The organism is Bartonella sp. CB10SXKL (assembly GCF_042195515.1).
In the GTDB taxonomy this organism is placed as follows: domain Bacteria; phylum Pseudomonadota; class Alphaproteobacteria; order Rhizobiales; family Rhizobiaceae; genus Bartonella.
Window position 1 is genome coordinate 43,509 of record NZ_JBHION010000012.1, and the last position, 25,430, is coordinate 68,938.

31 protein-coding genes and 8 pseudogenes are annotated in these 25,430 nt (G+C 39.8%); 9 read left to right on the forward strand and 30 right to left on the reverse strand.

Translation table 11 applies throughout. The features are described from left to right. Positions 1 to 93: 93 nt before the first annotated feature. Entirely contained in the window at positions 94 to 345 is a 252-nt protein-coding gene (locus tag ACFIK3_RS07280; RefSeq protein WP_375637928.1) for a type II toxin-antitoxin system prevent-host-death family antitoxin, read from the forward strand. Between the two features lie 75 nt (positions 346 to 420). Here the strand turns inward: ACFIK3_RS07280 and ACFIK3_RS07285 are convergent, their stop codons facing one another. From ACFIK3_RS07285 to ACFIK3_RS07325, 9 genes are all read right to left on the reverse strand, one after another. After that, positions 421 to 729: a HigA family addiction module antitoxin gene (locus tag ACFIK3_RS07285; RefSeq protein ID WP_273721170.1), complete on the reverse strand. Its 309-nt coding sequence runs from the start codon at positions 727 to 729 to the stop codon at positions 421 to 423. A 10-nt stretch (positions 730 to 739) separates the two neighbouring features. Beyond that, complete coding sequence (locus ACFIK3_RS07290) at positions 740 to 1,018, reverse strand: type II toxin-antitoxin system RelE/ParE family toxin (RefSeq protein WP_375676469.1); 279 nt, start codon at positions 1,016 to 1,018, stop codon at positions 740 to 742. A 494-nt stretch (positions 1,019 to 1,512) separates the two neighbouring features. Continuing rightward, positions 1,513 to 2,871, reverse strand: coding sequence for a Bgr_08870 family protein (locus ACFIK3_RS07295; protein ID WP_375676470.1), 1,359 nt, complete (start codon positions 2,869 to 2,871; stop codon positions 1,513 to 1,515). A gap of 14 nt (positions 2,872 to 2,885) precedes the next feature. Beyond that, positions 2,886 to 6,200: a DUF4815 domain-containing protein gene (locus ACFIK3_RS07300; protein WP_375676471.1), complete on the reverse strand. Its 3,315-nt coding sequence runs from the start codon at positions 6,198 to 6,200 to the stop codon at positions 2,886 to 2,888. A gap of 1 nt (position 6,201) precedes the next feature. Next, the gene (locus ACFIK3_RS07305; protein WP_375676472.1) at positions 6,202 to 7,308 is read right to left on the reverse strand and encodes a phage tail protein; all 1,107 of its coding nucleotides are present in this window, start codon (positions 7,306 to 7,308) and stop codon (positions 6,202 to 6,204) included. Then, on the reverse strand, positions 7,308 to 8,135 hold the full coding sequence (locus ACFIK3_RS07310) for a baseplate J/gp47 family protein (RefSeq protein ID WP_375676473.1): 828 nt from the start codon (positions 8,133 to 8,135) through the stop codon (positions 7,308 to 7,310). Before ACFIK3_RS07310 ends, ACFIK3_RS07305 begins: the two co-directional genes overlap by 1 nt. Continuing rightward, positions 8,132 to 8,473 (reverse strand): GPW/gp25 family protein, encoded by a 342-nt coding sequence (locus ACFIK3_RS07315; RefSeq protein ID WP_004856773.1) that lies wholly within the window; start codon positions 8,471 to 8,473, stop codon positions 8,132 to 8,134. Before ACFIK3_RS07315 ends, ACFIK3_RS07310 begins: the two co-directional genes overlap by 4 nt. Then, positions 8,470 to 9,159 (reverse strand): phage baseplate assembly protein V, encoded by a 690-nt coding sequence (locus ACFIK3_RS07320; RefSeq protein ID WP_375676474.1) that lies wholly within the window; start codon positions 9,157 to 9,159, stop codon positions 8,470 to 8,472. Before ACFIK3_RS07320 ends, ACFIK3_RS07315 begins: the two co-directional genes overlap by 4 nt. Then, on the reverse strand, positions 9,140 to 9,688 hold the full coding sequence (locus ACFIK3_RS07325) for a hypothetical protein (RefSeq protein WP_375676475.1): 549 nt from the start codon (positions 9,686 to 9,688) through the stop codon (positions 9,140 to 9,142). Before ACFIK3_RS07325 ends, ACFIK3_RS07320 begins: the two co-directional genes overlap by 20 nt. Before the next feature lie 52 nt (positions 9,689 to 9,740). On the opposite strand from ACFIK3_RS07325, the gene ACFIK3_RS07330 reads away from it, so the two are divergent. Both ACFIK3_RS07330 and ACFIK3_RS07335 read left to right on the forward strand, forming a co-directional pair. Continuing rightward, positions 9,741 to 10,055 (forward strand): type II toxin-antitoxin system RelE/ParE family toxin, encoded by a 315-nt coding sequence (locus ACFIK3_RS07330; RefSeq protein ID WP_375676476.1) that lies wholly within the window; start codon positions 9,741 to 9,743, stop codon positions 10,053 to 10,055. A gap of 16 nt (positions 10,056 to 10,071) precedes the next feature. Continuing rightward, on the forward strand, positions 10,072 to 10,368 hold the full coding sequence (locus ACFIK3_RS07335; protein ID WP_004861504.1) for a HigA family addiction module antitoxin: 297 nt from the start codon (positions 10,072 to 10,074) through the stop codon (positions 10,366 to 10,368). 44 nt (positions 10,369 to 10,412) lie between these two features. Here ACFIK3_RS07335 and ACFIK3_RS07340 read toward each other — a convergent pair. After that, positions 10,413 to 10,691, reverse strand: a pseudogene (locus ACFIK3_RS07340) (hypothetical protein). After that, positions 10,688 to 11,420 (reverse strand): annotated as a pseudogene (locus ACFIK3_RS07345) (antA/AntB antirepressor family protein). The pseudogenes ACFIK3_RS07340 and ACFIK3_RS07345 overlap by 4 nt, the downstream one beginning before the upstream one ends. Before the next feature lie 384 nt (positions 11,421 to 11,804). On the opposite strand from ACFIK3_RS07345, the gene ACFIK3_RS07350 reads away from it, so the two are divergent. Further along, positions 11,805 to 12,887, forward strand: coding sequence for a hypothetical protein (locus tag ACFIK3_RS07350; protein ID WP_375676477.1), 1,083 nt, complete (start codon positions 11,805 to 11,807; stop codon positions 12,885 to 12,887). Between the two features lie 27 nt (positions 12,888 to 12,914). Here ACFIK3_RS07350 and ACFIK3_RS07355 read toward each other — a convergent pair whose 3' ends face one another. The 11 genes and pseudogenes from ACFIK3_RS07355 to ACFIK3_RS07405 all read right to left on the reverse strand — a co-directional run bounded on the left by ACFIK3_RS07355 (position 12,915) and on the right by ACFIK3_RS07405 (position 18,417). After that, on the reverse strand, positions 12,915 to 13,271 hold the full coding sequence (locus ACFIK3_RS07355) for a hypothetical protein (protein ID WP_375676486.1): 357 nt from the start codon (positions 13,269 to 13,271) through the stop codon (positions 12,915 to 12,917). A gap of 138 nt (positions 13,272 to 13,409) precedes the next feature. Then, a pseudogene (locus tag ACFIK3_RS07360) lies at positions 13,410 to 14,063 on the reverse strand (major capsid protein); the annotation flags it as partial. Beyond that, positions 14,043 to 14,482 (reverse strand): annotated as a pseudogene (locus tag ACFIK3_RS07365) (phage terminase large subunit family protein); the annotation flags it as partial. The pseudogenes ACFIK3_RS07360 and ACFIK3_RS07365, both read right to left, overlap by 21 nt. After that, positions 14,475 to 15,021, reverse strand: a pseudogene (locus ACFIK3_RS07370) (hypothetical protein). The pseudogenes ACFIK3_RS07365 and ACFIK3_RS07370, both read right to left, overlap by 8 nt. Continuing rightward, a pseudogene (locus ACFIK3_RS07375) lies at positions 15,008 to 15,415 on the reverse strand (hypothetical protein); the annotation flags it as partial. The pseudogenes ACFIK3_RS07370 and ACFIK3_RS07375, both read right to left, overlap by 14 nt. A 3-nt stretch (positions 15,416 to 15,418) precedes the next feature. Next, complete coding sequence (locus ACFIK3_RS07380) at positions 15,419 to 15,739, reverse strand: hypothetical protein (protein ID WP_273790989.1); 321 nt, start codon at positions 15,737 to 15,739, stop codon at positions 15,419 to 15,421. A gap of 501 nt (positions 15,740 to 16,240) precedes the next feature. Further along, the gene (locus tag ACFIK3_RS07385; RefSeq protein WP_273790990.1) at positions 16,241 to 16,636 is read right to left on the reverse strand and encodes a type II toxin-antitoxin system HicB family antitoxin; all 396 of its coding nucleotides are present in this window, start codon (positions 16,634 to 16,636) and stop codon (positions 16,241 to 16,243) included. After that, a pseudogene (locus ACFIK3_RS07390) lies at positions 16,633 to 16,832 on the reverse strand (type II toxin-antitoxin system HicA family toxin). The gene ACFIK3_RS07385 and the pseudogene ACFIK3_RS07390 overlap by 4 nt, the downstream one beginning before the upstream one ends. Positions 16,833 to 16,899: 67 nt before the next feature. Next, positions 16,900 to 17,436 carry a hypothetical protein gene (locus ACFIK3_RS07395; protein WP_273790991.1) on the reverse strand — a complete coding sequence of 179 codons (537 nt, stop codon included), beginning with the start codon at positions 17,434 to 17,436 and terminating at the stop codon, positions 16,900 to 16,902. A gap of 11 nt (positions 17,437 to 17,447) precedes the next feature. Then, complete coding sequence (gene ssb / locus ACFIK3_RS07400) at positions 17,448 to 17,900, reverse strand: single-stranded DNA-binding protein (protein WP_273790992.1); 453 nt, start codon at positions 17,898 to 17,900, stop codon at positions 17,448 to 17,450. 136 nt (positions 17,901 to 18,036) lie between these two features. Further along, the gene (locus ACFIK3_RS07405; protein WP_375631775.1) at positions 18,037 to 18,417 is read right to left on the reverse strand and encodes a helix-turn-helix domain-containing protein; all 381 of its coding nucleotides are present in this window, start codon (positions 18,415 to 18,417) and stop codon (positions 18,037 to 18,039) included. A 352-nt stretch (positions 18,418 to 18,769) separates the two neighbouring features. Here ACFIK3_RS07405 and ACFIK3_RS07410 point away from each other — a divergent pair. Further along, positions 18,770 to 18,865, forward strand: a pseudogene (locus tag ACFIK3_RS07410) (hypothetical protein); the annotation flags it as partial. 156 nt (positions 18,866 to 19,021) lie between these two features. On the opposite strand, the gene ACFIK3_RS07415 reads toward ACFIK3_RS07410, so the two are convergent. The 8 genes from ACFIK3_RS07415 to ACFIK3_RS07450 form a co-directional block, all read right to left on the reverse strand. After that, positions 19,022 to 19,306 (reverse strand): DNA adenine methylase, encoded by a 285-nt coding sequence (locus ACFIK3_RS07415; RefSeq protein WP_375676478.1) that lies wholly within the window; start codon positions 19,304 to 19,306, stop codon positions 19,022 to 19,024. Between the two features lie 112 nt (positions 19,307 to 19,418). Next, on the reverse strand, positions 19,419 to 19,934 hold the full coding sequence (locus ACFIK3_RS07420; RefSeq protein ID WP_375676479.1) for a hypothetical protein: 516 nt from the start codon (positions 19,932 to 19,934) through the stop codon (positions 19,419 to 19,421). Continuing rightward, positions 19,921 to 20,268, reverse strand: coding sequence for a hypothetical protein (locus ACFIK3_RS07425; RefSeq protein ID WP_375624113.1), 348 nt, complete (start codon positions 20,266 to 20,268; stop codon positions 19,921 to 19,923). Before ACFIK3_RS07425 ends, ACFIK3_RS07420 begins: the two co-directional genes overlap by 14 nt. Before the next feature lie 186 nt (positions 20,269 to 20,454). After that, positions 20,455 to 20,841: a hypothetical protein gene (locus tag ACFIK3_RS07430; protein WP_273754097.1), complete on the reverse strand. Its 387-nt coding sequence runs from the start codon at positions 20,839 to 20,841 to the stop codon at positions 20,455 to 20,457. After that, entirely contained in the window at positions 20,825 to 21,994 is a 1,170-nt protein-coding gene (locus ACFIK3_RS07435; protein WP_375676480.1) for a hypothetical protein, read from the reverse strand. The genes ACFIK3_RS07430 and ACFIK3_RS07435 overlap by 17 nt, the downstream gene beginning before the upstream one ends. Then, entirely contained in the window at positions 21,984 to 22,463 is a 480-nt protein-coding gene (locus ACFIK3_RS07440) for a crossover junction endodeoxyribonuclease RuvC (protein WP_375676481.1), read from the reverse strand. The genes ACFIK3_RS07435 and ACFIK3_RS07440 overlap by 11 nt, the downstream gene beginning before the upstream one ends. 81 nt (positions 22,464 to 22,544) lie before the next feature. Further along, positions 22,545 to 22,982: a hypothetical protein gene (locus tag ACFIK3_RS07445; protein WP_273791000.1), complete on the reverse strand. Its 438-nt coding sequence runs from the start codon at positions 22,980 to 22,982 to the stop codon at positions 22,545 to 22,547. A 16-nt stretch (positions 22,983 to 22,998) separates the two neighbouring features. Continuing rightward, complete coding sequence (locus ACFIK3_RS07450; protein WP_375676482.1) at positions 22,999 to 23,346, reverse strand: hypothetical protein; 348 nt, start codon at positions 23,344 to 23,346, stop codon at positions 22,999 to 23,001. Positions 23,347 to 23,456: 110 nt separating this feature from the next. On the opposite strand from ACFIK3_RS07450, the gene ACFIK3_RS07455 reads away from it, so the two are divergent. The 4 genes from ACFIK3_RS07455 to ACFIK3_RS07470 all read left to right on the forward strand — a co-directional run. Continuing rightward, positions 23,457 to 24,074 carry a S24 family peptidase gene (locus ACFIK3_RS07455; RefSeq protein ID WP_273791002.1) on the forward strand — a complete coding sequence of 206 codons (618 nt, stop codon included), beginning with the start codon at positions 23,457 to 23,459 and terminating at the stop codon, positions 24,072 to 24,074. A 244-nt stretch (positions 24,075 to 24,318) separates the two neighbouring features. Next, a complete protein-coding gene (locus ACFIK3_RS07460; RefSeq protein WP_375676483.1) occupies positions 24,319 to 24,693 on the forward strand; it encodes a hypothetical protein in 375 nt (124 codons plus the stop codon). Between the two features lie 64 nt (positions 24,694 to 24,757). Next, positions 24,758 to 25,120 (forward strand): antA/AntB antirepressor family protein, encoded by a 363-nt coding sequence (locus ACFIK3_RS07465; protein WP_375676484.1) that lies wholly within the window; start codon positions 24,758 to 24,760, stop codon positions 25,118 to 25,120. A gap of 70 nt (positions 25,121 to 25,190) precedes the next feature. Continuing rightward, the coding region (locus tag ACFIK3_RS07470) for an antA/AntB antirepressor family protein (protein WP_375676487.1) at positions 25,191 to 25,430 on the forward strand (240 nt) is incomplete at its 3' end.

Consider the following 25,430-nt stretch of genomic DNA (forward strand, 5'->3'; position numbering starts at 1 on the left):
TGAGGCGGGGAGGTAGTTAATGCCGTAAAATATCTTTACATAATACATATTCTACGTATAATACGTATTATACATTAAAGATAGGATGTGCATATGAAAAAATATAGTTTTACAGATGTAAACCGCGGGGCAGGCGATATTTTAGACGAGGCTATGTCTACACCTGTAGCTTTAACAAAGCGAGGGCGTGAAAAAATCATTATGCTTCCTGTTGATTTATATAATGAATTAGTAAAATCTCGTTCTGGTGCACAATCTTTTGTTTATGCAGATGCACCGCAAAATATATTAGATGATTTAAATCGCGGTTTAGATGACATTTTGAATAGTGATGAACATGTTTAAAGCGGGGGATGTTGTTAGATATTATTATTTATCCAGTATTTCATAAAACATCGTCTCTTCAGAGTGAGGAAGAGATCAAACAGCGTGAAGTGTTGGAACTTTGCTAACATTTGTTTCGCGTTCAGCATGCCACGCATCATAATTGGCTTGCATACGTAACCATATAGCAGCTCCATCACCAAACATTTTGCCAAGACAAGCGGAAATAGCAGGAGAAACAGGCTTTTTTGCGTTCAGAATATCGTAGAGATGTTGGCGTGATATACCAAGCATCTGCGCAATTTCTGATTTTGTTTTGCCTGTCTCAGGAATAATTTCTGCTAAAACTTCTCCTGGATGAGTAGGACAACGGTTTTTATCTCTTTGTGCAGGAATGTCATTCATAACTGTATCCTTAGTGATATTGTTCAAGATCAACACGGTAAGCATTACATGAGTCAAATTCAAAGGTAATACACCATGGTCCGTTAACGTGGACAGTGTAACGGGTAGGTGAATATCCAATCAAAGAATGAAAGTTGAATCCTGGAAGATTCATATCTTCTGGTCTTTCAGAAATATCTAAACGATCAAGACGAACCATGATACGTTTTACAAGTTTCTTATCAATCTTGGATGAATTTCCCGTTTTGAATAATTCTGCCAATGTTTTGCTTTTAAACGCTTTAATCACTCTTTTATATAGCGTAAAATACTGTTAATGTCAACAAATAGCTTACATTGTAAGTGCTAAAATGGAAAAAACAGTAACATCCCATTAGAAAGCCTAATAGCTTAGACTTGTTTTTCTTTTCTCCACCTCATGCGTAAAGAGAAGAATAGGTGCATGGAGGGGATAAATTTGCACGTTAACATCAAGGATTTTACGACCATACCAACGGCTGTCTGATCAAATATTGCTAAAAACTTAGATCCCTTGCCATTCTTAATAAAGTGAATACAAAATTTAAATTCTATTGTCATTTTGCTCTCCAAATCAATGAAGAGACTATACCAACCATCACCATGCTCCATAAGTCTGACACTGTCAGTCAAAAAGCTCTTTAAAGGGCTTTGAAGGAGCTTTAAAGGGGACTTTATAAGAAGAAACTATACAGTTTACAAGCCATCAGACAATAATTGTCCGTTTAGAGCGTATCATTCGTTTTTTATACTTGCATAAACCATTCATTCTTTCCATAACCTTATAAGAATGGCACCATCAGCTCCAGCACCGCTTGGAGAGGAATCTCCATGAGAGCCAGCACCACCTCCACCAAAACCACCCCCTCCTTTTCCTGAAGCACGAGAACCTTTTCCTGTTCCTCCAGGACCACCTCGAGATGTATCACCCCCAGCATCACCACCACTTCCACTTATACCACCACGGTTACCATCTGTTCCAGGATGGCCATTCTCGCCCTTGAAAAGACCGGGGCGATCATTCGTCGCCAAGCCAAAATTTCCCCCCACTCCTCCAGCTCCACCATTTCCTGGAAAAGATGATGAATAAGCCCCTCCACCACCATGACCTCCTGTTGCTGTGATAAAATCCTTGCCAATGATTGTTGTTCCACCAGAATTCCCTGTCGCACCACGTGAGGCAACAGAAGCTCCTCCTTTACCAACGATGATAGCTTCATTCCCAGCTAAACTCGCTTTATAGCCATACCATACTGAACAACCACCACCACCACCTCCTCCTCCTAAACTTGGTGTATGAGATCCACCCCCACTACCGCCGCCGCCCCATGCTTGGATTTCTACTTTGGTTTTATCGGTTACCCAGTCTGGCCACTGAATTTTACCATCCTGCGTATACAGCAATTCAGCATCAGCAAGTTCTGGCCAATTAATGGGTTTATCAGTAAAAACTTTTTTAAGACTCTTTATTTCTGCCCATATTTCCTGCTTGAGGGCATCCACTTGCGCCTTGGTATAAACAACATCACCGTCCACTTTAAGCGGTCCTTTAAGCGAGCTTCCGGTTGTGCTTAGACTGCTAACGACTTTGTTGTTATGGATAAGGTTAAACGACGAATTGCCTAACAGTTCCAAATCACTACTCATGGTGACTTTGCTGGTAAATTTATTATAACTTTGCCATTCATTTGGGCTGGCTAAGCGACCATAGCTTGTGAGATCTTCATTGATCTTGGCTCTAAAATCATCAAGCCCCACAATATCTTCGGTTTTATGTTGATGCGCGCCTAACAATGATATTGCACTGCCAAAAGTGAAGTTATTATTGCTTGATTTATAGAGAACATAATTGTTGGCAGCATCTTTTGCGCCTTCGATATCGCTTAAATCAGCAAATGAGAAAGTTTTATCCGCTGCCATTTTGCCATTGAGAGCGCTTTCTAGATTTGTGATTTCGCTTATGGTATGCGTGTGTTGTAAAGGTGCTTTTTCGTTTATCTTTTCCTCAACAGCCAAAAGAGCTTGATCAATTTTGGTCAAGTTTTCCCGCAAGATTGGGAATTCAGAACTGATAAAGCGTCCTTCTTTCGGCAATTCCATGTCGAGTTTTTTGGTTTTTGTCATCTCTCATTTTCCCCTCATAATATGCCGGCGCCAAAATCACGCACCATTGACCGTGCCGCCGGTCCACCGGTAAGCGTGAGTTTCAAGCGCGCTTGTTTGGCGCCTTTATCACTACTGGTAAATTTTCGTTCTGTCCAAAGCGGTTCAGCGAGTTGTTCTGTTTCGTCAAGTTTCAAAGGGGTGAAAGCACCATCATCCAGTTGCATCTCCAGTGAAAAGGTTGCACCACCTGGTAAAAAGGTTTTGATATAGCTGGTCAATCTTGCTTTTTCCCCAAAGGCAAAAGCACGCGTGACATAGGTAGCTTCCTTATGGATCTTTCCCGCAATCAATTGAACAGGCGCAAACAAGACGGGTGAGAGTTTTTCGGTGCCTTTGAGAATAGCGCGAAGCTTTATCTTTTCACTGATATATTCAGTAAGACTGAGTAATTGAAAGGGAAGGAGTTGATAAACCGTGCCATTGTTTCTTTCAATTTCAAAGATGACAGAACAATCGCTTGAAGGCAATTCAATGGCTGCGCGTATTTGCAAATCAGAGCAGTCCACAAGGTCAAAAGTGCCAAGATCAATGGTTTTTTCTGTTTGTGTGTAGCGTGCCGCCAGCACCCTAAAAGCTAAAGCTTCATCTTGATGAGCGGTCCAGCTCCTAGCATTGACAGAAGAAAAGCGTGGACCGGTCACGTAAGGGTGGCTTGAAACGTATCTCTGGTGTTCTGCATCAAAATCCCCAAGCTTTGCTAAGGAGACGGCATGATCAGCATCATCGGTTTTAATGATAAAAGCAGTGAGACGGTCATTAGGGACTAACAAGGGGACATCATAGCGTGCCCCAGCCCAACCTAGCTTTGCGCCCTTTATAGAATAAAAGCTTTGTGCTTGAATATCGGCGGTCGGATAACCGTTTTCTGTAGTGACCAAATCAATCACCAAATCATGGTTCTCATTACCGATTTTGCAAAGATGAAAGTCAATACCGGTGATTTGCCGTGTTTCATCGGGGGTAAAAACTTGCGCTTGTGGGTCCACTTGCGTCCAGATCTTTACTGTTGTGGTGCGCCGCATCACTTTCACATCAATCACACCTTGACCGGTAAAAAGCCCTGTTGCAATTGTTCCACCTTTTCCCCGTGCTACAACGTTTTTTGTGCCAGCCGTAATATTTTGTGGAATCGTGAAAGTGCCTTCAAGGGTGCCTTGTCTATCGGCAATAAGGAGACTAATCTTTGGCAAGACATTCACGCCATCAAAGGTAAGGCTTTCTAAGATTTCCCTTTTGCCGAAACCTTCAATTTTAAAGGAAAGGGTAATTTGTCTTAAAAAGTCGATTTGTTCTTGGTGTGTGTTGATGAAATTATCGCTTACTTCTGTTCTACGTATGGTACTGCCGCGATGTTTTCCCATAATGATTTGATTGGTGACACCAGAAAGCCAATCGGTGCGCTGTTCATGCCAAAAGTCTGTCGCGGGTTCAAGGGTTACTGTACCAGGCAGGGGGGCAAAGTTTTGATAAGGGTTGATTTTTTTGCAAGCCGTTGTCAACTCTTGCGCAATGATCACTTCATTTGTCCAGTCAAGGGTGACAGGCGCTGTAAGATTAGCGGTGTAAAAGGTTGGATCAATGGCGAGCTGTAAAATGCCGTTGCCTACAGCCCCCGTTTGTTGAAAGCCTTCATCTCTGTAACTATCATCAAGAAAAGGGTCTGCAAACATGCCCTTTTTGGCAACAGGTTCTTTAGAGTCAACATTGCTTTTAATACGCTCTAATTGCATCAATCGATCAAGCGAAAGCACTCGTTGAAAATAGCGCCACATCTCATCATAGGGGGCAACCCGTGTGCCATCATTGACAACTACCGGCGTTTCAAGCCAATTATTGGTGATCGTTGCAAGGGACAACACATCATCAGGGACACTGGGTGCCATGGGGTGATCTGCCGAGATACCTTTGATGTAAACCACATTGCCTTGTGTGTTCAGTCCTATACGGTCAATGCGGGGCAATTTATAAGTGTAACTGACGATAATATCACCACCCTCCGCCCCACCTGAGACAGTAATTTCCTGCGCTGTTACTTTATCAGCCGTGATTTTTGCGCGATAGCGGTAAGTCACCTTATAGCTGCTCCCTGCTAAAGGTTCGTCTCCCACGGGTGCCCAATCAATGGTGTCTCCGGTTTTTTTAAAATCTGTGCCTTCTTTAAATTCCTTGCTTCCTTGAACGACTTTGATAAAAGAAATGATGCTTTTATCAGGAACACCATCACGCCCAGCGGCAACCGCACCGCGGGTGACGTTAACGGTTTTTTCTTTTGTCAACAAAAGAGACTGAATATCGGCAATAGGAAAATAATAGGGTTTAAAGGTAAAGCTTGTTTTCCCTTTTTGAGGCGCAAAAATATGCGTTTCTATGGGAGCAGCACGGCTGTGAGCAGAAGGAAAAAGGAGGGCGTTTTGAGCAGCAATGTTGGCGGTGATTGGATCATAATTATAGAGGCTGATGTCTCTAGCAGGAGCGATGAGAGCTCCATATTTAGAGCTTGTTTCCCCTTTTGGAGGCGCAAAAATATGCGTTTCGCTTGGAACAACGCTTGTCGAAAAATCTTGCATCTCTTCATGGCGCAAGGCGGCAAGGCGCTTGCGTTTAAAGCCATTGATATTGGCTTCTCCTTCTTGAATACTAAACACTTGGCAACCGTTATTGGCTCCCAATGCGCTTACACGGCAGCCACTCACGATATAATGCCCATGGGCGCGGTCGTACGTCGCAATAGCTTGCATGGCGGGTTCAAGCAATGAGGGCGATTTTTGATCAATCAAAACGCCATCTTGTAAAATATAAACCGGAAAGAAAGTGCCATTCTGCGCATCCTCTTTTAGTGCCCAAACAAGCTGTGCTGTTTCGCGTGCGGCACCAGGTTCTCCTTCTGCCAATGTGCCAGGGACTTGCCCCAATAGCTCTGGATCATCTTCGTGTGTTATCCATTTTTTTTGCAGCTTTACACCAATTTCCAAGCGCCCAATCATGGCAACATTGTTGAGTACAGCGGGTGCAACGGGGAAAATATCGCCTGCGATATAAATTTTGCCATCCGTTAAAGTGACGGTCCTTGTCTCTTTGTTGACAAAAGCATCAGCCCGTTCAACGCGGTCTCCTTCTTTTGCAACAAGGCGCCCCAAGCGGTCATGCCGCCCCCTGATGATGGTTTGAACCTCATTGAGTTCACCACTTTGAATAAAGGGACGCGTGCCATAAAAGACAACGCTTTGTTGTTCCTCTTTGCCGCGAGATCTGTCAATTGCAAAGGGTAAACCACTTTCATGCTTCATATTAAAACCTCAATAAAATCTTGAATTGTTCGCGAACATCGGCACGCAAAGGAATATTGATGGGTGTTTTGAGTATCTCTACACCACCATTCAGTTCATTGACGTCACACCAAAGCTTTCCAAGGGGGACATCTTGTTTGGGAATGCCGTGAACGAGAATGGAAACAAAAGCTGCTTGTTTCCCGTCAACATCATGAAAATCTGTGCGTGCTGCCAGAAAAAGCGCCGTGCTCATCGAGGAGGGCTGGAATCTGCCGCCACAATGGCTGTAAACACCATCCAAAGCTTGTTCGACAGGCGCTACAGCATAGCATCTGCGATACCCAATCACGCTATTTTGGCTGTCTCTTAACACGAGATAAAGCGTGCGGTTGCTAAACCACTCTGCCATGAGTATATCGCGTTCATGTTTTTTGACCGAACACCACGGAAAATTTGCCATGTCCCATGGATAATCGATTTGTTCCCAGCTTAACTCCTCGTCAAAGTCATCAATCCAGTTGCCAATAAGCTTGCCTTCTTCTTTTGTGAGGGTATGATTGATTTCTGTTGTGCGCCCAAAGGAAAACAAAGTGTCCCCAGCTGTTAAGCGAACACCGCTTTCATACTCCAACATGCTGTCATCAAGCCGTGACATATTGCATTCAACAGCTTGCACATCATAACCATAGGTCCCACGACGAAAATCAGAGCGCAAACTTTTGGAAAGGTCGGTAATCGCTTCAATGGCTTCAAGGCTTTTGCGTTCAGGCAACTGATCAAAATCAAGTTGAAAGGAGTTCCACCATGCGCGCCCCGTCCAGGCGGGTTGAAAGCGTGCTGTAATCTCTAGCCATTCAAGCCCTATCTCTATTGCCGCAAGGGAGCCACGTATCCTCTGCCATTGAAGCCCTTGATCAATCAAATCATAGAGGTTTGGAACATAAGGTGTCAGTTCACCAAGCCCGTATTCTTCAATGAGCCACGGCAAGAAACGGGGAGGGCGTGTGATCAGTTTTGCGCGTGAAATCCCCAAAACAGAACCATCAATATCTTGATGAAAATCGCAAGCATCGGCAAGGCGCTTTTCAAATTCTGTCGCGTTTGTGGGAAGGAGGGAACCAACCATTAGCGGGCATACCCCTTAAAGTTTAAGGTGATTTTTCCAATCGATAAAATTTCTTCATCACACACCATACTGTCTTGTGTTGGGGTAATGGCAATGACTTTTTGGACACCAGAAATCATTAGTTTTGAAATCCACCACGATAAACTTAATTCACGACCAATGGCTTGTTCTTGTTGCCATGCTGTTCTTAAATTTGTTTTCATTGTTGTAAGAATTTTCAAAGATGTTTCTGGTAACAGCCAAACATCTGCTTCTAAATCCAGCACTTTTTTGACAGCAGCGTGAACAATGATTGTATCATTGGTCATGATGATATTTTTTCTGTGAAGAGCTTCTGAGACTGTTTGTATGAGATCTTCAGATGCCGTTCCTTCTTCATTATTACCAAAAAGAGCAACATAGATGGTTGGGTCTTTGCCTTTACGGTAAACAATCGCATCCTTAACACGACTATCTGCTGTTAAGGCTATAAGCTTGTAATAGGGCTCTGTCCCGCTACCATTGCCACCACGGGCATGAAGCTCTATGCGTTCACGATATCTCTCGTCACTTTCCCCTTCCATGCGGGCAATACCATGCCAGTTTCCCAAAGCGTCAAGAGATTCACCGGTTGCAAAATCAAGAATGTTGTTGCGTGCCGCTTCGTTAATACGCTGTCTTAAAAGCAACTCTCGATAGCTAAAAGCCTCTATGACTTTTACGGCTGGATCACTTTCCAAAAATGTATATTCGGGTAAAAGTTCTTTTAAATGGGCAAGAGCAGCAGCGCGTATTTCTTCAAAAGAAAGTTCTGTGATGATTTCGGGTTTTGCAAGCACTCCATTCATTTTATCAATAATCCTTCCATGGTAATGGGCTTGCCGGATGGCAAATAAATGCCTTCAAAGGACAAAGAAACTTGTCCAGCATCAACCATTTTAAAATCGATTTTTTTCAATTTAAAACGCGGTTCCCATTTGTCTAAAGCCTCAGCAACAGCGGCATAAAGGGCAACAGCAAAAGCATTATTAACCGGTGCATCAATGAGTTCAGCAACACGTGAACCATAATCACGCCGCATTACACGCGAACCAATCCGTGTTGACAAAATATCAAGGATTGATTGGCGTAAATGATCAATGCCGGTTAATGGCTTTCCTGTTGTGCGGTCCATTCCACTGTTCAATTGGGACCTCCAGTCATCGCGCCACCAGAATAAACACCGCCATGAACATGGCTGTTTCCAATATTGGTGCCGTTATGCTTTAGTCCACTTGAATGAATGGAAACATTATTCCCAGAATGAAGAGAGAGACTATCATTCGAATTCAGTGAAATGCCACCACCTGCCTTCAAAGAGATGTTGCCTTTTGCGTTTAAATTTATATCGCTTTCTGAAACAATCTTTATGCCTTCCGGTGCGGTAAGCTCTAGCTTGCCCCCATCACCTTTTAGTGACACACCATCAGCGATTGTCAGGATAAATTTTCCGCCGGATTTGATGTGAATTCCATAAGTATTTTGTTCATCATCATATTCAAGGCTGGTTCCATCAGGGTATATCGTTCGGTGAATGCTGCCCTTATCGGCTGCTTGATTAGCATCTGTATGAATGGAACCCACAATCACCCCTTGTGATAAATCTCCGGATGACGAGACAACAATCACTTGCTCTCCGATATCACGCCCTTCATAAGAGCGTGTTTTACCGGCGCGGGCTTGTGTGTCTGGAATCCAGTCACTGACAAGATTGCCACTTTTTATCCGATAGCGTGCGTTTTTATGGTCGATATGGCTAATCTTACCCACCACAACCATATTTGCCACACGTCTCTTTAGATCTGTGATTTCTTTATCGCGCCGCTCTAACATGTCCACCTTCAATTTTATGGTATTTATCTTGGTTTTCTACGCCTGTTTCTGGTTCAAAACTTAAGAAAGGTTCAACGAGTTTTGCTGTTACACTGCCGTCTTCTTCATCCATGTTGGGGATATTTGTCACATAAATGACTTCAAAGGTTAGAATTGCACCATGGAGCGCTAAGGCGCCATTATCGCCAAAGGCAAAAGCAATATTTTGCAGGCGGCATGTCTCAACTGTGTTGTTGAGATTGGGATTAGCGTAGAAAACCTCCTCAACTTCCCATGCTAGTTGGTCTACAAAACGCGCTCCATCTTCACATGTCGCATAACATTCAACATCTAGCGTTAAAATACGCCGCCTTATTCCATAATCTTGCCCATCTTTAATCGTTTCACTTTGTGTGAAAATGTTAATTGCAGGCGTGTTCTCAGGGGAGAAGTTGAAATCACGCATATTGAAAACATTGTCACCAGCTGCCGTCTTTGCTGCTTTAATCAACGCAACAAAGCTTTCCCTTATCGTCTCTCTCGGATGCATGAGTGTTCCTGTTATTTAACATTTATCCTTTTCTTTATATTAGTATCGTGTTATGATACGTAAAAGAGTGAATAAAGGTGATTTGGTGATTGAATCTTTTGCTGATAAGCGGTGTAAAGATCTTTTAGAAGGCAATCCGCCCAGAGGCTTTCCCACCACTCTAGTGCGTATAGCCCAAAGAAAATTGTTTATGCTCGATAAAGCAGTTGATCTTAAAGATTTGCGTAGTCCTCCGGGAAATCGTCTAGAAGCATTGAAAGGAGAGCGTAAAGGTCAATATTCTATCCGTATTAATGACCAGTTTCGTATTTGTTTTGAATGGCGCTCTAATGGCGCCTATGAAGTTGAAATCGTAGATTATCATTGATCTGTAGGAGGTCGAGATGAAAAATTATATAGCGATTCATCCCGGAGAAATTTTACGAGAGGAATATTTAAAAGAATATGCCCTCTCTGCTTATGCTCTTGCAAAAGCATTAAATGTTCCACGCACGAGAATAGAACGTATTGTTGCTGAAAATAGTCCAGTGACTCCCGATACTGCTCTCAGATTAGCCTATTTTTTTGATACTACTGCTGAATTTTGGCTTAACATGCAAGCTGCTTATGACGTTAGTATATTACAAACTGAAAAAGCAGACGAATTTGCCAAAATCAATAAATTTGAATGTAGGGTTTAACTACTCCCCATTTTAAGAACAGGGAGGGGAGTTGTGTTTTTAAGTTAAGCAGCTTTTACAACAGGACTTTCCAAAGTAGGAGCATAAGCTTGCAATAACGGATTCATGCTATGCGGTAGTTCTGAAGTTCCAAAACCTGTAAGAACTGCAAGAATCTTTGTAATATTCGGCACCTCATCTTGAAGTTTTAAAATCAAAGCTTTTTCTATTGCATCCATGGTCTCAATGAGAGCATTAAAAGCTTTATCTTCGACATCATCACGATCAGAAAATTAAAACAATGCCATCCATAAATCGCACAAAAAATCGATACTGGTATTCATTGCCCCCCCCAAAAGATTTGCTCTCTTAAACATGCTAATCCTCTGGATGTGATTTTCGTTGAAGGCAGCACCTTTACTGTACCATCCGGTCTTTGAATAGTAATAGCAGGACAATCCATAAATCCTTTCTTGATCTTGTCCTGATAAGGTAACAGTGGCGCCCCTGGAGCCCGTCGATACACCCAATCATGTTTATGCAAGTAATCAGTTAAGTCCTTAGGTCGTACCTCTAACATCTTTTCTGCTTCAATAAGACCAAACAAACCATCAGAGCGTTTTAAACCATCAAGTGCTTCTGCTTTTGGTGCTAATTCAGCAATAACATGATCTTTCTGCTCTATTTGATTTTGTAGGTGATTCAAGACACCAAGTAATGCTTCAGGTTTGGAGTAGTCAACTTGTGGTGTCACTACTTGTTTCAAAAGCCGTTCGCATTTGAAACAAGTATTGGCGTGCCTCATGCCCTTTATCATTACGCTCTATCATCGAAAGATGTTTAGCCATGTCTAATGTAATGTGGTATTCTTTTACCTTTCCACCGTTTTCTAAATTTTTAGAAAGCGTTATAAAGTTTATATTTTCCAGAAATTTACATTCTTTAATGCGATTTTTAATCCAGTCTGCAAACTTTGATGTAATTCCTAAAAATGCGTGCAACTCACGCGCATTCACAGTTTGAACAGTCTCTTGATCAATAATCTGTTCTGATATTTCTATAAGTGTGTTCATAAAGAACTCCTTGGTAATAGAGGTTTCTTAATGACACTCAAAAAGAGTGCCGGGTGCTAAGAAACACGGTACCAAGTCCGTCGTTATGCTTTTCCTCAAAGGGTATTTTATGGCATAACCACACCCGACAAGATCATTATATGCGTGTAACATACAATGAGTCAAAGCCTTTAATGTGCGGAAAATAAACTATCTCGGTAGTTTGTCCGCTTGGTATTTTCTAAGGTGTTTCTTAGGCACCTGATTCGATTATTCATACTCCTGTCACAATGTCAAGCAGTAAAATTACATTTTTCTAACTTATATTAAGTACGTCTTTACTTTATTTGTCGACTCACTTTAAATTTCCACTTTACTTTTTTATTTATAGCGGAGGGGGAGGTAATGCTGGATACCCTTAATATAATTGCAATGATCGTGTGCTTGTTATCATTGCCAGTGATGATTGTCGGACTCGTTTTAGTATGTATAAAGAAATGGCGGAAAAACGGACTGAAAACTCTTGGTATTGGAGCTTTATTATTTATCGGCTCTGCGATAGTAGGTGCTTCTGTACACAAAGACAAACCAAATCAAATTACACACAATAATGAAATTGTTACCTCCTCCTCGACTTCGTCAATAGATGTAGCTACTCAAGATGACAGCGTGACTCTGGCACCAGCTGAGGATACTGATAAGCAAATTACCCCCACTCAAGTTAACAAACCAGACAAAGATGATGGATTAGGCTTTTGGGGATGGTTTTGGTTAATTTTCTTTGCGTTTTTTGCGTTTTCCATTTTCGCTTATTGGCAAGATAAACGCAAAAAACGTTTTGAAGAAAAAGTTCCAGAACAGGCTTCAATGTCGCTCCCTCCTGCACATCCTTCTTCTGATTTCTCAGTCGTTAATAAAACATCTCCAGCACTTAAAAATGAACAACTGGAAAAATGGATCAGGATCTTTCTCCTTTGTGCTCTATCGGTTGGAGGCATTGTGGTAGTAATAAGTATTTCACCATGGTTATTAGTAGCCATTCTTATTGTTTTACTTTTGGTGATCGCTCACTACTCTGAAAAGAAAAAAGTAAAACTTTTTGAAGAACAAGTTGCAATGTTGCTACCGGATATTAAAGTGTCTAGTTTTTCTGAAGCGTGTAAAATGTTTCAAGAACTTGACGCAAGCGAATATGAATATCGTTTAGCACACAATGAAAAATTGTTGGGAATTCAAGAACGCGTTTTCTTTGATATTAATAAAAAGATCACACTTAGAGGACGTCTTTTGGTAACCGATCAAGCCATTGTATTTGAAAGTCCTGAAAAGAATGAAAGAACTACTTGGACACGAATTGCATCAGTCACTATAACATACCATGAATGCCAAATCAGTCTCCGTACCGGCATACCACGGAATTACCAATTCACTGCCTTTTCAAGTCCAAGGTTTACAGCAGTAATTCGAGTTCTGGGACAGTTTTATTGATTTTTAAATACACAAGATAAAGATGCCTCATTGTTTTAGCTCCCGCAAGATAAGTTTATACATACCGGATTCAGAGGCTTGGACATCTGTGACAGTGAAGTGCTCTTGAGAAGAGGGAGCTTTGCTGTTTTCAGGAACCATCACAATAACACTATCTTCCGGTTTTGGTGGTAATCCTCCAATGTCATTGATACAAAGATCAAGTTCCTTTCTTGGAATTGTGGTGGGGATTCTGCCACCAGCCTCCGATTCCGAATGCTTAATGCCGTAAATCGCTGTAATCCGAAAAGATTGCTGGTTGTCCTTTCGCGTGTAGATGATGGGCTGCCCAAAAGTGTTGCTTACATCTTTAACCATTTGGTTTAGCAGCCCGTGCCATCGCATGTTATTTCGCTCCAATAACTGCTTTAAACAGCATTTCAGGGCGTGTACAGATGTAAAGCGGATAGCTATAGACCTCCGTTTTACCCATGCATTACGGTCGTGGTCGACGATAAGCATCGTGTAGAGAGGTCTTCCAACCGTGTTGGCAAAATCCAAGCTTTCACCAGGAGCAAAGGTTTTTTGGAAGACACCAGGCGCATCAACAGGAAAGAATTGGCATTCATCAGGCTTAATGCCTATGGCGCGCTTTGTTCCAGCCTTCGCACTCACATTATAGTTATGAATACTCCGGTAATTAATGAAAGTCACACCCGCAAAGTCAAAACTACCAAAGCTCCCAGAGCCAATCGAACTTGGTGTTGCAACACCTCCGGCGCTATTGAGTGTCTGTGCTAAGGCTGTGTTTAAATAGGTCTCATGAATTGTTTTATGGTTTTTCAATTTGGAAAAGAATTCATTTCCACAAAGCCCAATAATGCGTGAACGATCAGAAAACGCTCCTTTTGAAGCCTCAATCATCCTCATAATGACTTGATCAACATGGTCAGCAACATTGGTTGTTTCTGTATTTAGTTTAAAGTCAATGGGCTTTGGTGGTGTGATTTCCCATTCTTTGTACCAATCGACAATCACCGAGCCGTCAGCATCAAGGACAACACCTTGAACAGCGCCAAGCTGCATATTTTCCCATGTCAATTCGATTCCAGAAATCAGTTTCTTTTGTTTTCTGGCAATATATTTCATTGCTGTCTCTAACTGATCTTCTATACCAAATTCACGACGGTTCTGGATTTCTTCTGATTTCACCGTATCACTTTTGGCAATGCGTTCGCTTAAAGCAGGGCTTGCCATAATCATTTGGTCAAGACGGGTTTTGGACAATTTCTTCGCTGTCTCAACCGTTGGCGTCACATAAAGGGCAGGTCCCGGACTATAATGAATGGCATAACCGCAAAAGTTCAATTCTGCTTCTGACATGCCGATCTGCGTCCCTTTCATGACAATTGTTATTTCAATTGGCACGTAAGAGGAAAGGTTATCCATGATTTCGCGCAAATAAGGGGTACGCTTTGTTCTCCAAAGCCCAGGCTCAACACTTGCTACGGTGCTAAGGTATCTATTCCCGCCCATTGCGAAACCTTGTACGGTGGGTCTGGTTGTCATGCGTCATTGGCATTGGCGAAAAATTCTTCGACTGCATTGTCATCCATTATTCGTTTCTTGCAAGTTCTCTAACTCTGGAGAATGTGGATCATGACAAGGCACTGGAATATTAACCGCTTCAAGCAAAGCTGTTCTCATAGTGTAATCAATAGCACCAATAAGGCTGGCTGTATCACATCCAACTTGTGCAGCAATGCTTGCACCAAAACGATGAGGAAAATTCAACATATGACATTACGGTGCGCTCTTCCAAACTCACGAGCTGCCTTTTCATTTCTTCTCGATCAACAGTGGTTTCGCGTAGTCGTTCAAGGGCAATTTTTTCGCTTTCAAACGCAACTTGCATTCGCTCCAGTTTTATCTTGTATTCATTGGCTCCATCTGTGGAAGCTTGTTTGATCTTTGTCCGCGGTTGTCCATCAGGCGCTAAAAGTGAAGCAGGGCGCTTTGTTGGATTCTCATTCCAGATGGTTGTGGCAAGGGCTTCATTGACAGAACCATCTTCAAAAAGAGCCGTATCAAATTTACCTGTCTTTATCCGAGAAACCACCGCATTATGTGAAACACCCATCTCTTTGAAACACATTCCCTCCCATTTTCAATTCAACACGCTTTGGAAAATTCCCACCTTTGATAAAAGCATGGGGTAAGATTTCTTTCTTTCCAAACATTTTGTATGTTACGCTGTATTTTGTTTCTCTTGCTTGAAAAAATTTAAGAGGTATCGGTGTTCCAGAACCAATGATATCTGTCTCGAGAAACCTTGCTGTCGCTTTTTCTTTAATATACCCCCCCTTTTTTGACACGCTTTGATTGGGCAGATGAGATGTCGCAACTTGCTTTTCAGTAAAGCGTTCAACTTGTTTTGCTGCGGTGTTTAGAGCATTACGCAGAGCCCAGTTAAGGCGTGGTGCTTGAAGACTGGTGAAGGTATCTTTTGCCTGTTGAAGATACCATTTTTGGTGGATGATTAATTTCAACGTCTAAGCCTTTTTAGGGGTAGGTGTTGATGACTTGGAAGTTTTAGATTCCTTTGGTTTTTCGAGTGAGGTTTCCTCTGTCACTGGTTCAGATGATGTTTGTACAGCTTCTTGTTCTATTTTCTTAATTTGTTCAACCGCCTTGTCAGGTTTTGCTGTTGTCTTGACTCCAACAAAAGGTTTTACAGCATTAGCGCGCTTGAGACGTGCGTAGACTTGATTGGAAACTTCAACAAATGGATTATTGGGTGTTGATGGTTCAAATCGAACAGTGCTTTTATTGTCTCCAATAACACACATTGGCTTAGTGATGACAGCTTTCATCATTGCTCCTTTTGAGTCATAATTAATGACATCATTAGTCAAATATTAATTTTTGTTATTTGAAAAATAGATTAGCCAGAACTAGCAAGAAAACAGGGCTTTCTAGCTACATTCCAAGTTCACATTTTACTGAATTTTTAAGGGATATTTTTGAATTTTAGACACAATCCAACTAGTGCCGTGCTGTCATTCAATACTATTTTTTACACCATGTCAACAAAAAAATCTATATTTTTTATTTTAAAATAGAATATATAGATTTTTCTAAAACATTTTAGATTTTATAAATTATTGTGAAATTATTATAGGAGGGAAAGACAATGACAGGTCCAGAAATATTAGATGCCATGTATATAATATCAATGATAGTTATATCCCTCTTAACTATAGCGTTTTGTTTGCCTGCCGCCTTTTGATTTTCATTAATAGTTTTCGGATCATATGCAATTACACGCTTTTGCAAAAAAAATCGAGAGTGAGAAATTTTTCCAGATTGATGAGCTAAATATTAAGCTCGTGACGGGCTGCTGTTGCCAAAAAAGCAGATCTTGTTAAACCTCTCTCTTGTGCACAATTATCAATTGCACGTAAAAGCCCTCGTTCAATTGATATATTTGTGCGTACCACTTCTGCATCATTTTCAATAAAGGGGACTTGTATTAAAAAAGCTCCTTCTGACAAAGCTGTTTTGACAGATTCCCGTTGTATGACGTCTTCAAATTTTGAAGGAATAGGCACTCTATCTATATCTTCACAATAAAGTTGGAGTGCTTCTGTTGCATTTGCGATTAAATTTTCTTCCTCATCAGCAGCAGAAAAAAGTTCCTCAAAATCAGGAAACTGAACACCAAAAGCAGAGTCTTCATCTTTATGAACAAGAGCAAAAAATCTTTTCATTCTTCTTCTCCTTCTTTTAACCAGCCTGCTTGTTGTGCGATAGAACGTGCTGTACCAATCGGAAGATTTTTTTAGGATGTGGAACGATAACAACCTTATCATCTTTTTTAAATTTATGATGAGAACCTTTTACTTTGATAAGTTCAAAGCCATCACGCTTTAATTTTGCAATGATTTTTCGGCTATCTTGTTCCATTACCTAAACTTATAATGTGTAAATATATACACATTATAATGATTTTTCATCTGATGTCAATTCTTTTTTAACGGCTAAAATGCTTATGAAGCGCATTAAGAACAATACGCAAAGAATTAACAAGATGTGTTAGCGATTGATCTTCTATAACAAGATATTGTAATGCAGCATAAAGATTATACTGTCTATAGAGGTGTTGTGTTTCTTTGATAACCTCTTTCGTCTCTTCATAACAATGAGTTGCTCTTTCAATCCACCGTTTTTGTGCCTCCTCATTTGATGAAGGAGTAAAGTTATCATAAATTGCATTAGGCAATCCTTTTGCACATAGGTAATTGTTTTTCACTTCAAGATATTTTTGCGCATCATCATATTGGTCTTGATTGATTTCGCCTTGCAAATAAAGCCGCCCGATATAGGTACCGGAAAGCGGATTTTTAGCCTCTTCTATGGTCAAGCCAAAGCGTTTGGCACGCATTTCAATTGCCAATTTATCCATGGGTTCATGCGGTGTTTTTGCTCGTGAGATGCGTCCGTTTGGTTCTCTCACACCCCCCTTAATCCGAGGACGACCACGTTTTGCACGTTTTTTTCTTTTTGTCATATTTTTTTCAATCAGAATGGGATAGCATTATTAAGAGATGTGCTATGATCAGCAGCACCTGAAGCGATGGCATAATGTTGAGAAGTAATGGGTGAAGGGGTAGGGGATGCTGATTGATCTTTCTTTGCATCAAGCAAATACAATTCGCCTTTGAATTGCGGTAAGACAATCTCTGTTGTGTAACGGTCATGCCTATTTTTATCTTGCCATTTGCGTGTCTGTAATTTGCCTTCTACGTAAACCTTTGAACCTTTGTTTAGATATTGAAGTGCAATTTTTGCCAAATGTGGATTAAAAATCATAACAGAATGCCATTCTGTTTTCTCTACTTTTTGATGTGTATTTTTATCTGTATAGCTTTCAGAAGTTACCATACGAAAATTAACCACTTCTGCTCCAGAATTCATTGTTTTGCTTTCGGGATTAGCACCAAGGCGCCCGATTAAAGTCACTTTATTTAGCATATTTGTAGCCCCATTAGATTAGCAATTTATATATACAAAATCTTAGCATAATTTGCTTATTTTTTCAATTATTTCAAAAGTATATTATTGTTTTTTAACATATAAAATTATGTTTACGGTGTATAAAATAAGGAGATCAAGGTATTTTATTTTGCAAGCAGCGTTTCTTTTCCGTTCTCACCATGAATTCCTTGAACACTGTTAGATCTTGTTGTGAAAGACACTTAAAATTTCTAACAAACGTGCTAATAATTTCACGGTTAAGTGGATCAGAAGAATTCATTATAAAATTCTTTCGGCAAATGTCAGCCTCTTTTCTTAAAAGAGAAGCCATGTTTTGATCTAAAGCGTACAGCTTTATGATTTTTTCTTCCATTCCTACTGGAACAGATTTTTTGCCAATCTCAACAGAAGATAAAAATGCTACAGAGATGCCTAGTTTATCAGCCATATCTAAGAGCCTTTCAAAGCGATCAAGGCGAATTTTGCGTAAAGTTTTGCCAAATGGTGTAAGCATGTGATTAAAGCTCCTATTCATGCAATCAAGCTGCTTTAAGACGTGATATTGTGTTTTTTTCTAAGAATTGAGGCATTTTGATTTTTGGTAAAAAATCATCAGTTCAGTAGCTTTCCTTTTCTCTTGTAGAGAATATTGTAAGCTAAATTCTATTGAGAGATATTGCCTATACAATAATTTAATTTCTTCAACGTTGTCATAAGTAATTAGCCAAGGTGCCGTCACATGTTGGGAGATGACATTCTCTAAATTGTGGTGATCATTAGCTTTGTAAAACCAAGTATAAAGACCTTTTCCTTTTTTAAAATAAGGAGGGTCCATATAAAAAAGGTGTTTTCATCAGTTCCATAACACAGCAAAAATTCCCGTGCATTTAAACGAGTTAAATGTATTCTATCTTTTTGTTCACTTATGCGAAGAATGCGTTCAATTATATTCTCTTTGTTAAATCGGCAATCTATTTTATAGGCACCGCTTTGTCCTTTCCCTCCAATTGGTCCAGCATTTTTAATAATTCCAGATCTATTTGTGCGATTCAAAAAGAGTGCTGCGAATCCTGCGCTAAGCACATCTGCACTTGCAGGAGAAATTTCTTTTGTATGTATCATTCTTCTAAGTTAATGGTCGTTATATTGATTTTTTCTATTAATTCTTTTGTCTTGTGCAAAACGCAATACCAAAAGCTCCAAATGAACAGATCAATATCGTTAATGTGAATATCTTTAACATCACCATTAAAAAGAAGCTTTAAAGCAAGTCCGCACCCGCCAGCAAATGGCTCTCTATAGGAACAGCCATTTAATGCATTTTTCTCAAATATTTCTTTGACTTTTCCATACAGTGCAGCCTTACCGCCTGGATATCTCAATGGTGAGCAGACATGAGTCATTGTTACGCGCCTTTTTCAATGATTTTTTGATGTTTTTGTTGATTTCATCTATGAACGTTGAGAAGAGACAACGCCATTTAATCTAAACAGTTTTATAAAATCGGAAATTTTACTATAGCTTTTTAACGGAGCACTGTAGTGTGTAAATAGATATATTTATTAAACTGCGTGTACGTAACATAAGAAACAATACACAGACTAAAAAAGAATACCAAAGAGCAATATCTGAGTACCAAAGTACAGTATCCAATGGAAAAGAAAGCTTGTACTCCACGTACTTAGAAATGAAAGGTAAAGAAACAGTTTCCTTATAACTATTTGGAAAAATTAAAACGACAAGTGCTAAACTTATTAGCTTTAAAAGTCTGTGCAAATACTGTTGTAAATCACGTGTTAATGTCTTCCAACCTGTTGTATTGCCGCGTTTGTATTTTGGATTGTTTTGCAACTCAAAAGGAATATGAGAATTGCATAAAATTGCAAAAACCGCTGTGACTATTACCAAAGAAACAGATGCGAATGTCAAAATACTTTGAATAAAGTAGGGATTTTTTTTAATTCCTAAAAAGCATAAAAATATAAAAGTTATAATGCCAAACAAGGCTCTTAGCTGTTTATCTGTAAACATATTTATTTCCTGCGGTTTTCGATAATTTTTTGATCTCTTTATTGATCTCATCTATAAGAGGTTCGTAATTGAGAACGCTTTTCGGAATATTCCCACCGTAAACCCATGCTTTTACTTGCGCTTTGGTACTAAAATCCGCATTTTCTGGTGTGGTATAATACTGTCCGCCATCAAACTTTTCACACTCTCTTGTGCCATCTTCATATTCGTAGAGGTTGTAAAAATACTCCTCTGCTCCGTCCCCCCAAGGAACATAACCAACAGCTGTTGCAACAAACTCTTTTTGCATGGGTTGTTTACGCTTTTTTAAGAACAGGTCTTTTAATATTCTCATGTTTTTAGTCCATAATTTTACCAATTGGTCTATTTACCTAAAATTTGACCGTACAGAGTGTTTTATATTGCGGATACGGGGGGGGGTTATCGTAAAATCTTTAAATCGCTTTGTACGGTGCCTTTTTGTCGATTTAAATGCATGTCTAATCGTAAAATGATCAGCACTTTTCACTAGTTTGCTGTTTTAAGCCGCTTTAGAATTGCTACTGTCATGACACTCTTCACTAGGCTTGCCTATTCTCATGAATGAAATGCGCTTGCCTCCTAAGGCTAGGTTACGCGTATTTTCAACTGCTGTAAAAACTCTCTCAGCAACACCATAAAGCCTGCTTTCTAAATCACGACAATACTGCGCTAGATCAGCGCATGAGGGCACAAATGTTGTGGACATGCCTTTTGCTTCACCACGTATAAGATTTTTAACAGCTTGCAATAAAGACCAGAGTGAAATGCCGTTAAGAGCTGCGATATAAGCCTTTGCACGCGCTTCTACATTTGAAACTTTTTGCATTGTCAAACCACCTTCAAGCACATCAAGAGCCTCTGCTATGTCTTCAACAGACGCTTTCACGGTAAGTAAGTTTTGAACAGTCTGATAAGCTTCTAAAGCTTGTTTCTCTAGGGTTGCTGTCAATTGAATGCCATTTCTCAAGGTCCATGGAAACTCCAGAGTTACACATTGCTCTATCTGTTGCACGGTATCTTGTAGAGGTGTCACTAAGCTGTGTTGCACCGATAAGATTACGGATTGTCTCTCCGGTACCACCACGAGTTCTTTGATCTTTTGAAAAGTTTCCATTGTTTCCACCATTGTTATTCGTGTTTTTCGTTTTTTCTAAACCCTCGATAGCCCTGCGTACCCAGTTACGCCATGTTGCTTGCCAATCGGTTTTGGTTGCATTCTTTCCTGCACAGGCTTTCCAAAAATCTCGAAACTTTGCAATTTCGACTTTCACGCGCTCTGGAGGCAAGCCCTCTGCAATGGCAAAATCGTAATCGGGTTCAAAATCCGTAGGCAATCGACAGCCGCGATTAGCTTGCGCTCGTTTTGCTTTTTGAGAAACGTTCTCTTGCTCGTGAAAGGGAGGTTGATTGTCTGATGAGGTTTCGATTTGCTCTGATGTGGTCTCAACAGCAGCATCCTCTGTTGGCTCGTCAACCAAATCGATTGTTTCTAAATCTTCAGAACCAATTTCTTTTTTTGCTAAAACGATAGTTTTAGTTTTTTTATTATAACTGTTAATGTTATTGTTTATGTTATATATATAGGCATCATTAAGCATGTCGTAAGCATCATGCTTAGCATCCTTAAGCATGGCTTTAGCATCATCACAAGCATCATTTGTATGTTTATCCCATCTTGCCTGCGCTGCTTTCTTTGCTCTCTCTGAGAACTTTTTTGACCGAGATGTCTTCGATACCTTATCTAAGCTTTCATTAGAGTTATTGAGTTCTTCTTCAACTTTTAAACTCCATAAACATCCATCGTCTAAACTTTCGATATGACCTATGCTTATTAAAACTTCTAACGCTTTAATAAACATTTTTACTGAACAGCCAGTGTAATTAGCCCAGACCTTCGTGTTATTTAAAAGCGGTTCTCCAGTATAAAGCATTTGCAAACGCAACTTTATATAAACATTGCATTCAATGGGAGATAAACAAGCAAGATCAAGAATCCACCTATCTGCAAACAGCCTCGTCCACGGTAATTTACTGGACATGTGTCCTCCCTTCTTTCATTAAATATAAAATTGCTAAAGCATCTGCTTCGTTGTCGTCTTTAGGCGTATGTCCTTTTGCACATACCGCCTTAATCATTTCTTCTTTTGAGGCATTGCCTTTTCCTGTTGTTGCCTTCTTAATTGTGCCAACAGGAATGCCTTCATATGGTATCTGATGATGTTCACACCACGCTGTTAAGGTTGCTAGAAAGCCTCCGTAAATATGAGAAGCGTCTGTATCCACATGCCGGCGTACCTCTTCAAAATACACTGCGTCAATTTCATCAACAGACCTCTTTAGTTCAGTAAGCCACCGTTTAAAGCGTAAATAACGCATACTACCGCCTTCAAAACGGCGTGGTTGAAAATCTTCTGTATCGCTTGTGATAAAACCATCCGCACCACGTATCGCCCAGCCTGTCTTGCTCCCTAGATCAAGACATAAAATGGTTTGTGCGTTAGTGATCATAATCCCCCCTTAAGGCTCTACGTATTTATATGTGCGCTATGACAGAGCGCGTAGTTATAAGTTTTAAAAAATTGGATTAACTCAATTCAGACACACACTGCACACATCATTTATTAATTCGATTTCTTCTTTTCTTTTTTCGATGAGTTTATCCCTTAAGAAATCAAGCCTATTTTTGACTAAGGCTATAAACAAGATCAGCTCATTTAAGCGATAAAAAGAAGACAACTCTTGAGAAAAATAATTATCAAACCAAGTTGTAAAAGCTTGCGTAAACACAGATAAAAACCATTGATTAAAATCATCGTACGGCAATAACGGAAAATATTTTCTATCATCACGCGCAAAGATACTATGCAGCATATAGACAAGACAACCTGTTGATGAGGGGTCTATGCTTATTTCAAAATATGCATCTTGAGTCGAAACGACACCATAATATATGTTTTTCTGTCCAATCTTATTAACAAGGTCAATCAACTGGACTTTGCTTATAGTGATCTGTGGGACATCTATCATCTCTAATCTTTCTTCTTTAAGAGTGTGTATGCTGCTGTTGCTGTTCATTATTATCTGTAGAGGCGGCACTCTGAGAAGATATTACTGTTTGTGATGTATTTGGTGTACTAACTTTCTCCACCAGATGAAGCGTATCTTTTCTTCGTTTTGTCATTGGACGAATAACTCTATGGGATTTACTCCCATAATTATATAGGAACCAATCTAGCGTAACCCAAGATAGACCTTTGACTTTAGACAACTGAATAATTATATTCCAGTATTTTGGAGAAATACTATTGCGATCACGCATTTTACGCGCAGCCTCATAGCTACAACCAATTTCCTTTGCAAATTGGCGTATAGATCCCAAAGACTCAATCAAACTTTTGACATAAAAATCATTAACCATGACACATGCAGTACATTACGTACAATTTTAAATCAAGATAAAATCGTACACAATGAATTAAAAAAATAGTGGATAATGTACAAATGACTTATTTGCCAAAAGATAGACTTAAAATAGCGCGTAAGAATGCTGGATATGCGACACCAAGCGAAGCTGCGCGCGCTATACCAGCTCTTAATCAAAATACCCTAATTAGTCACGAAAATGGAAATCGTGGTATTTCGCGCCAAATAGCCGAACTCTATGGACAAGTATTTAATGTAGATCCGGGGTGGATTTTGTATGGCGAGTCTCCTCAAGAAAATCCTAACCTCAATATAAGTATTCCTCTCGTTTCATGGATTAGCGCTGGAGAACTAAGTGAGCAAGATGGGATAATGGATTTTTCAGATTATCCTATGACAGAGGCTGTTAATCTTCCTGCCGGTGAATGGATTGCTTTACGTGTAGATGGCGCATCTATGAATAAAATTAGCCCTCCAGATTCTATAATATTTGTAAATATGCGAGACAAAAAACTTGTACCTAATGCCTGCTATGTAATTGCAGATGAATCTGGACAAGCGACATATAAACGATATAGACCTAATGATGATCCTCCTTTTCAGCCTGCTTCATACGACAAAACAATAAAGGCTCCAAAACTTGAAGGCGCTATCTCTATAATAGGTCGTGTACGGCGCACTATTCTTGATATGTAAACATAATACGATTCTCTGTTCACGTTATCAATTAGATTGCCATCAACAGATTGAAGCAAGTTTGATTGATTTTTATCAGTAAACAGCAAACTTTTGATTCTCTAAATTATGCCGTGATTCGTCATTTTTTTATTTTTTAAAAAAATAGTACATTATGTACTTGACTGCATTTCGTGCATAGTGTACTAATATATCCATAAACCACGCACAAACAATCGCCAAGAGGCGTTAGGGAGGAAAAATTATGGATAAGCCAATTCTTATAAATTCTGATGAAATTTTATTAGTTGTCTATGATGATGATCAAAACATTGGTCGGTCTGGACCACTGGATAAAAGCCAAATTCTAAGCATTGTTGATGAGGCAGATGATGCAATCCAAATCTTTCGCATCAATCCTTCTGAAAAGAACTGTGAAGATATTTCTGAAGAAATTGCAGAAGCATATGTAAAAGAAAATATCGAACATCTCCACGAGGAGAGTAAAGTTCATGACTTTGTACGCGAAAGTGATGCTTACCAAGAACTTTTAGACGAGATCGCAGACGAAAAATATAATGATGAGATTTACGGTACTTACGAACAACAACACCGTTTGCGTGCATGTGATGTGCTTTAAATTTTGAAGGGCGCTTTTAAAAGCGCCTCCCCTTTTCCCATCAATAATTGATTAGAGTAAACTTATGACCACACATGATACTCATATTCATAGTGAAGGATATCTCACGCCTGAAAACGAGGTAGACAACAAAATCGGTTATGTCCAAATGGTCAATGCCCATGTAATGCATAGGCACTTACACTTGAAACAAGATTTTTCCACTTGGTTTAATGATTGTGTTGAAAAGCTTGATCTAAAAGAAGGCGTGGATTTGGTTTTTACAAAACAAGAATGGAACAGACAGAAGATTTGTCCAAAATCTGAAATAGAAACAGATAAAACCGATAATCATTACTTCAAAATTCACGCAGCAAGTAAAATCGCTAAAGCAGAGCGCCATAGAAACTATGGCAGAATATTATACCAAAACTTGTGTTTTCATTAATTAAGGGGGTGATGATGAAAAGCCTTATTATAACATCTGAAAAATATGAACTTTTTGAAAGGAGTTCATCATAAATACTCTCATAGAGATTAAAGAAAAAACCATTGATAAGGAAACTGTTCAGACAGTAAATGCACGTGATCTGCATGCATTCTTAGAGGCAAAACGTGACTTTTCCAATTGGATTAAGGACCGTATTACCAGATACAATTTTATAGAAGGACAAGACTTTGTAAAAACACAAGATTTGCGGTCCCCAAAATTGGGGAGCGCAAAATCTAGAGCTGTTACAGCTATAGACTATCACCTC